This window comes from Streptomyces sp. a15, assembly GCF_059026085.1.
Genome location: NZ_JBWLKM010000068.1, coordinates 40436 through 44914, shown reverse-complemented (window position 1 = coordinate 44914; position 4479 = coordinate 40436). Strand labels below are relative to the sequence as shown.

3 protein-coding genes are annotated in these 4479 nt (G+C 73.1%); 1 reads left to right on the top strand and 2 read right to left on the bottom strand.

The features are described from left to right. Positions 1–85: 85 nt before the first annotated feature. Both hemW and AC5P09_RS39875 read right to left on the bottom strand, forming a co-directional pair. Complete coding sequence (gene hemW, locus AC5P09_RS39880; RefSeq protein ID WP_493878590.1) at positions 86–1318, bottom strand: radical SAM family heme chaperone HemW; 1233 nt, start codon at positions 1316–1318, stop codon at positions 86–88. A gap of 27 nt (positions 1319–1345) precedes the next feature. Further along, positions 1346–3289 (bottom strand): SpoIIE family protein phosphatase, encoded by a 1944-nt coding sequence (locus tag AC5P09_RS39875; RefSeq protein ID WP_493878589.1) that lies wholly within the window; start codon positions 3287–3289, stop codon positions 1346–1348. 102 nt (positions 3290–3391) lie between these two features. Between AC5P09_RS39875 and AC5P09_RS39870 the strand changes: the two genes are divergently transcribed. Beyond that, positions 3392–4479 (top strand): HAMP domain-containing protein (locus AC5P09_RS39870; protein WP_493878588.1); only part of this gene is annotated, 1088 nt, incomplete at its 3' end.

The following is a 4479-nucleotide window of genomic DNA, read 5'->3' as shown; positions in this document are numbered from 1 at the left end:
AGCCCCTCCGGCGTTTGAGGAGCGGGGTCTGGGGCGGAGCCCCAGAAGGATGGGACGGGTAGGGGCGGCGGGGGCGAAAAACCCCTCAGTCCACCAGGTCCCGCACCACCGCGTCCGCCAGCAACCGCCCCCGCAGGGTCAGCACCGCACGCCCCTCCTCGTACGGCCCCTCCTGAAGCAGCCCGTCCGACAGGGCCCGGCTGGACGCCTTGAGGCCGGCCTCCTTCAACAGATCCAGCGGCGCCCCCTCCCGCAGCCGCAGCTCCAGCAGAATCCGCTCCACGCGCCGGTCCTCCTCCGACAGGAGCTCCCGACCGGCCCCCGGCGACCGCCCCGCCGCCAGCGCCCCCGCGTACGCCCCCGGATGCTTCACGTTCCACCAGCGCACGCCCCCCACGTGGCTGTGCGCCCCCGGCCCCGCACCCCACCAGTCGGCACCACGCCAGTACAGCTCGTTGTGCAGGCACCGCCCCGCGTCCGAAGTCGCCCAGTTCGACACCTCGTACCAGTCGAACCCGGCCGCCGAGAGCATCTCCTCGGCGATCAGATACCGGTCCGCGTGCACGTCGTCGTCGGTCATCGGAACCTCGCCCCGGCGGATCCGACGAGCCAGCTGCGTCCCCGCCTCGACGATCAACGCGTACGCCGACACATGGTCCGGCCCGGCACCGAGCGCGGCCTCCAGGGAGGCCCGCCAGTCGTCGTCCGACTCCCCCGGCGTGCCGTAGATCAGGTCGAGGTTGACGTGCGAGAACCCCGCCGCACGCGCCTCTGCGACGCACGCCTCCGGCCGGCCCGGCGTGTGCGTCCGGTCCAGCACGCGCAGCACATGCTGCTTGGCGCTCTGCATGCCGAAGGAGACCCGGTTGAAGCCGCCCTGGCGAAGCGTCGCCAGATAGCTCGGATCCACCGACTCCGGGTTCGCCTCCGTCGTCACCTCCGCGTCCGCCGCGAGCCCGAACTCGTCGCGGATCGCCCCCAGCATCCGTACGAGATCCCCCGCGGACAGCAGCGTGGGCGTACCGCCGCCGACGAAGACCGCGCGGACCTCGCGGGGGTCGTCGCCGAGGACCTTGCGGGCCAGGCGGATCTCGTCGATCAGGGTGTCCGCGTAGTTGTCGCGGGAGGCGAGGACGCCGCCGGTGCCGCGCAGTTCGGTCGCCGTGTAGGTGTTGAAGTCGCAGTAGCCGCAGCGGGTCGCGCAGTACGGGACGTGCAGGTAGAACCCGAGGGGGCGGTCGGCGGCCCCGGCGAGCGCGGGCGCGGGCAGGGCGCCGTCGTCGGGGACGGGCTCGCCGTCGGGGAGTGCGGAAGGCATGCCCCCCATTGTCCCGTACCCACGCCGTTACTCGGCCTGCAGCACCAGCAGCGCCAGGTCGTCCTCCGGCGGCCGTACCCCGAACTCGTGCACCAGCCGTTTGATGCGCTCGGCGATCAGCTCCGCGTCCAGCCCCGCGCAGCCCGCGAGCGCGTCCGCCAGCCCGTCCTCGTCGTCGAACTGGCGTGAGCCGCTGCGCCGCTCGGTGACCCCGTCGGTCACGCACAGCAGGCTGTCGCCGGACCGCAGCTCGAAGGTCTCGCTGGTGTACGTGGCGTCCTCGACGACCCCGAGGAGGGTCTGCGGATGGGCGGCCGTACGGACCTCGCCGCCCGCCCCGAGCAGCAGCGGCAGCGGATGCCCGGCGGAGGCGAGGGTGCAGCGCACACCGCCGTCGAAGGGGGCCAGCTCGCCGTAGAGGAGGGAGAGGAAGCGGGTCTGCGGGCCGTCTCCGGGGGCCATCGGCCGGCCGCCCGCCGAGGCCAGGGAGCGGGCCGCCGCGTCCGCGGCCTCCGTCGCGTCGTCGAGGAGCAGCTGGTTGAGGCGGTCCAGGACGTCGGCGACGCGGTAGCCCTCGCGGGCCAGCAGCCGCAGCCAGGGCCGGGCGAGGCCGATGACGACGGCCGCCTCGGGCCCCTTGCCCTGGACGTCGCCGACGGCGAAGCACCAGCGGCCGTCGCCGGCCGGGAAGAGGTCGTAGAAGTCGCCGCTGGGGCCGCCCTTGTCGCACGGCTCGTACACCAGGGCGCTGCGCATCCCGGGTATCTCGGCGACCGCCCCCGGCAGCAGTCCGCGCTGCAGTACGGCGCTGATGGTGGCCTGCCGGGCGTACTGGCGGGCCGCGCCGATGGCGAGCGCGACCCGGCGGCCGAGGTCCTCGACCAGGCCGGTGATCTCGTCGGGGAAGCAGAGCACCCCGGACCGGCCGATGACCAGGGTGCCGAGCGGGCGGCCGCCGGCCGTCAGCCGGTAGGCGAGCGCGGCACCGTGCGTGCCGTGCGGGCCCAGCGCGTCGCCGGGCCAGGGGAAGGGGACGGGCCCGGGCCGTGCGGGGTCGGTCGGGCGCGGCGGCTCCTTCTCCAGGGCCTGGCGCAGGTCCTCGATGCGGTTCTCGCTGCTGTGCCACACCCGGGCGAGGCGCGGTGCGGTCCCCCCGGTGCCGTCGGCCGTCCAGCCGCCGCGGCCCGTCAGCTCGTCCTCCAGCCACACGGCACACCAGTCGGCCAGCCGCGGCACGATCAGCTGTCCGGCGAGCGCGGCCACCAGGTTCTCGTCGAGCTGCCCGGCGAGCAGGTCGGAGGCCTCGGCGAGGAAGGAGAGGGCGCCGCGATTGAGCCACTCCCGGTCCTGCTCGACGCGCTGCGGTTCCGGGGCGAGTATCTCGGCCACCCGCAGCGCGCGCTCCCCCACGTACGCCTCGCGCGCGTCGGCCGCCGATTCCCCCTGCGCGGGCAGCCGCGCCCACACCGTCTTGGCGCCTGTGCGGTAGGTGACGCCCCAGGATTCGGAGAGGGCGGCGACCAGCCGCAGGCCGCGCCCGTACTCCGAAGCCTCGTACGGGGCTTCGGCGGAGGCGTCGCGCGGGGCGCGCGAGGGATGGTGGTCCAGGACCTCGACGACCAGGGCGCCGGTCTCCGGCTCCAGCCGGCAGGCCAGCTCGACCTCGGTGCCGGCGTGTACGACGGCGTTGGTGACCAGCTCGCTGACGACGACCACTGCGTCGCCGGTCAGGCGGTCGGTGAGGTGTTCGGTGCCGGGCAGAGCGCGCGCGGCCCATTCGGCGAGCGCGCCGCGTAACACCGCGCGGGCGGCGCCCGGCGCGAGGGAACTGCCGGGCAGGGCGGCGTGCGCCTCGGCGTACGGAAGCACGTCGGCGGCTGGGTTCGCCTCGGTGCGCGGGGGCGCACACTCGTGCGCAGGCGCATCAGAGGCAAGGGAAACGGTCTCCCGTTGCGTCGGAATGGCCCCCATGTACAGCTCCCCGAGCGGTTCGGACGAATACGCCTCAGTCGATGCCGACAGAGTGACAGACTGGCCACGCCCATAAGCGCCGAGTTACCGAAGTGGGCCGCCATGAGTGAGAACAGTGCTACGCCTGTGCTCGAAGATGGGCACAAAGATGGCCTGATTCGAGCATCCGATCTGCGTCCGCTGCTCGCCGCGATGACCGCGGCCAGGGACGGTGACTTCACGAAGGTGCCGGAATCAGGCCACGGTCTGGTGGCCGAGGTGACGGCCGTCTTCAACCAGATCATGGACCGCAGCACGCACTTCAACACGGAAGTGCAGCGTGTGAAGCGGGACCTGGTGCGGTACGGCCGGCTCGACGAACGCCTCTCGGCCAGCCCGGGACAGGGCGCCTGGACCTCCCGGGTCAACGACGTGAACCAGCTGCTCGACGCGCTGGTCGCCCCGGCGGCCAACGCGACGCGCGTCCTGGACGCGGTGGCCGGCGGCGATCTGACCCAGCGGGTCGATCTGCACGACGGCAGCAGGCAGTTGCGCGGTGATCTGCGGCACCTCGGCCGGGCCGTGAACAAGATGGTGGACCAGCTGTCCCTGTTCACGGGCGAGGTGACCCGGGTCGCGCGCGAGGTCGGCACCGAGGGGCGGCTCGGCGGGCGGGCCAAGGTGACGGGCCTGTCGGGGAGTTGGCGGGACGTGACCGAGGCGGTCAACACCATGGCGTCCCGGCTGACCGCCCAGGTCCGGGACATCGCCCTGGTGACCACGGCGGTGGCCCGCGGTGACCTGACCCGCACGGTCACGGTCGAGGCGACCGGCGAGCTGCTCGAACTGAAGCTGACCGTGAACACGATGGTCGACCAGCTCTCCGCCTTCGCCGACGAGGTCACCCGGGTGGCCCGCGAGGTCGGCACCGAGGGCCAGTTGGGCGGGCGCGCTCAGGTGCGGGGGGTCAGTGGCGTCTGGAAGGACCTCACCGACAACGTCAACTTCATGGCCTCGAACCTGACCTCGCAGGTCCGCAACATCGCCCAGGTCACCACCGCCGTCGCGAACGGCGACCTGAGCCAGAAGATCACGGTCGCCGCCCAGGGCGAGATCCTGGAGCTGAAGTCCACCATCAACACGATGGTCGACCAGCTCTCCGCCTTCGCCGACGAGGTCACGCGCGTGGCCCGCGAGGTCGGCACCGAAGG